Annotated in this window: 4 protein-coding genes; all 4 read right to left on the bottom strand. The window is 62.8% G+C overall.

All coding sequences use genetic code 11. The features are described from left to right. The coding region (gene nuoF, locus ABWP09_RS09620; RefSeq protein ID WP_353204929.1) for an NADH-quinone oxidoreductase subunit NuoF at positions 1–1,166 on the bottom strand (1,166 nt) is incomplete at its 3' end. Beyond that, the gene (locus ABWP09_RS09625; protein ID WP_353204930.1) at positions 1,166–1,393 is read right to left on the bottom strand and encodes a hypothetical protein; all 228 of its coding nucleotides are present in this window, start codon (positions 1,391–1,393) and stop codon (positions 1,166–1,168) included. The genes nuoF and ABWP09_RS09625, both read right to left, overlap by 1 nt. After that, complete coding sequence (locus tag ABWP09_RS09630; protein WP_353204931.1) at positions 1,390–1,560, bottom strand: hypothetical protein; 171 nt, start codon at positions 1,558–1,560, stop codon at positions 1,390–1,392. Before ABWP09_RS09630 ends, ABWP09_RS09625 begins: the two co-directional genes overlap by 4 nt. Next, positions 1,557–1,991 (bottom strand): complex I 24 kDa subunit family protein (locus ABWP09_RS09635; RefSeq protein ID WP_353204932.1); only part of this gene is annotated, 435 nt, incomplete at its 5' end. The genes ABWP09_RS09635 and ABWP09_RS09630, both read right to left, overlap by 4 nt.

Consider the following 1,991-nt stretch of genomic DNA (forward strand, 5'->3'; position numbering starts at 1 on the left):
CCTTCGACTTGCTTGGTCACCTGATACAGCGTGTCGATCTCGGAAATGTCGGCGTCGCCGGTGCGCATCCGCTCCATCACCCGCCACATCCAGCCAGTGCCCTCGCGGCACGGCGTGCACTGGCCGCAGCTTTCATGCTTGTAGAAGTAGGACAGGCGCGCAATCGCGCGGACGATGTCGGTCGACTTGTCCATCACGATGATCGCCGCGGTGCCCAGACCCGAGCCGACCTTCTTGAGGCCGTCAAAATCCATCGGGCAATCCATGATCTCGGCCGCCGGCACCAAGGGCACTGACGATCCGCCTGGAATCACCGCGAGTAGATTGTCCCACCCGCCGCGAATGCCGCCGCAATGCGTCTCGATCAATTCGCGGAAGGTGATCGACATCGCTTCCTCGACCACGCACGGCTTGTTCACATGCCCGCTGATCTGGAACAGCTTGGTGCCGCGGTTATTCTCCGCGCCGAAGCTCGAAAACCACGCCGCGCCGCGCCGCAGGATCGTTGGGACGACCGCGATCGACTCAACGTTGTTGACCGTCGTCGGGCAACCGTACAGCCCTGCCCCCGCCGGAAATGGCGGCTTGAGCCGCGGCTGGCCCTTCTTGCCCTCGAGGCTCTCAAGCATCGCGGTTTCTTCGCCGCAAATGTAAGCGCCGGCACCGCGATGCACGAACACGTCGAAATCATAGCCCGACCCGCATGCGTTCTTGCCGAGCATACCCTTGTCATAGGCCTCGGCGACAGCGGCGAAGAGCGTCTCGGCCTCACGGATATACTCGCCGCGAATGTAGATGTACGCCGCCCGCGCGCGCATCGCATAGCCCGCAATCAGCGCGCCTTCGATAAGCTTGTGCGGCTCGTGCCGGATGATCTCGCGGTCCTTGCAGCTACCCGGCTCGGATTCATCGGCGTTGATGACGAGGAAATTGGGCCGGTCGGGCTTGGGTTCCTTGGGCATGAACGACCATTTGGTGCCGGTCGGGAAACCCGCACCACCGCGACCGCGCAAGCCCGAGGCTTTCACCTCGTCGATGATGGCATCCTGCCCGCGTGCCATCAGCGCACGCGTGTTATCCCAATCGCCGCGCAGAATCGCGGCGTTCAGGTTCCACGGCTGAAAACCGTAGATGTTGGTGAAAATCCGGTCTTTGTCGGCGAGCATTAGCGGGCATCCGTTAGATCGAGGCGACGTTCGATGCGGTGCACGCGGTCGGTCAGTCGGTCGAGCCGGCTGTTCACGCCCGACAAGGCAATGAACATGCCGCCGATATGTTCTTCGACGGCCGCCATGCGCGTCTTCATGTCGCTCATGTCGCCCTCGATGTTGATAAGCCGGTCATCCATGCGACGCAGCCGTTCGAGGATCAGGTTGCCGACGTCGTCCGTCACTTCGGCCCGCCGATCCGCTTGTTGCCGGTCAGCGCGAGGTAGATCACGACGCCGAGCCCGATCACGATGATCGGCCCGAGCAACGCAAAGGTCAGCCGCAGCACCCAGCCGAGGACGACGATCCCGCCGATGATCGCGAGGATCGTGACGATGGTGTTTTTGCTCATGCCCATTCTCCCCGATAATCGTGATTGTCATCCACCATTGCGGTCAGGTTGGTCGGACCACCCGCCGCGCAACTGTCGCGCCGCCCGGTCTGCGAGCCCGGCGTTACCGGCCGCCCGTCCGCCAGCGCCTCGAGCACCGCGATCGTGCGATCATAATCGAGATCCTCGAAATTGTCGTCGTTGATCTGCACCATCGGCGCATTGGCGCAGGCACCCAGACACTCGACCTCGGTCAGCGTGAACAGGCCATCGGGCGTGGTGCGGCCCTTGATCAGGCCCTTATTCTTGCACGCCGCCAGCACATCGTCGCTGCCGCCCAACATGCACGGCGTCGTGCCGCACACCTGGACGTGGAAACGGCCGACCGGCGCCATGTTGAACATCGTGTAGAAGCTGACGACCTCATAAACACGCATGTACGGCACGCCGAT

The sequence above is a fragment of the Sphingomonas sp. genome (assembly GCF_040398505.1).
Taxonomy (GTDB): domain Bacteria; phylum Pseudomonadota; class Alphaproteobacteria; order Sphingomonadales; family Sphingomonadaceae; genus Sphingomonas.

Excerpts from the sequence above, each read along its gene's own strand:
- ABWP09_RS09630 (WP_353204931.1), bottom strand. The coding sequence starts at position 1,560 with ATGAGCAAAAACACCATCGTCACGATCCTCGCGATCATCGGCGGGATC.